The sequence below is a fragment of the Pseudomonas taiwanensis genome (assembly GCF_013393345.1).
In the GTDB taxonomy this organism is placed as follows: Bacteria; Pseudomonadota; Gammaproteobacteria; order Pseudomonadales; family Pseudomonadaceae; genus Metapseudomonas; species Metapseudomonas resinovorans_C.
Map to the genome: position 1 here is coordinate 1 of NZ_QJRF01000003.1, position 438 is coordinate 438.

At 67.6% G+C, this 438-nt stretch carries 1 protein-coding gene; it reads right to left on the reverse strand.

The window, feature by feature from the left end:
* The coding region (locus DM872_RS00015; protein WP_444860442.1) for a T1SS-143 repeat domain-containing protein at positions 1-438 on the reverse strand (438 nt) is incomplete at both ends.

Genomic DNA, 438 nt, shown 5'->3' on the forward strand with positions numbered 1-438 from the left:
TCACCGCCACGCCGCCCGAAGTCAGCGTCTGCGGCAAGCCGCTGGTGTCGCCAGACAGGGAATAGCTCAATGGCGCATCGGCACCGGACTGGAAGATGCCGGTGACGCTGCCACTGGCCACGGTCGCTGCGCCGGCTACGTCGCCGGTGCCTCCGGCGATCCCACCGGCCAGGCCGTCCTCGTCGACGGTGCCGGTTGCGGCGGCACCGGTCGCGGTTGGCGTGTCGTCGTCAACGGTAATGACCAGCTTCTCGGCTGCAGCCGTCACCGTGTCGCCGTCGGCATCGGTAGCCCGCAGCAACGAACCGAGATTGAGGGTGATGTCGTTCTCGTCATTGCCCGCTGCATGATCCAGCGGCTTGAGCAGCGTGAAGCTGTAGGCGCCGGCCGCCGTGAGGCTGAAGGTGAACACATCGACCGCACCAGCCGAGGCGGTGA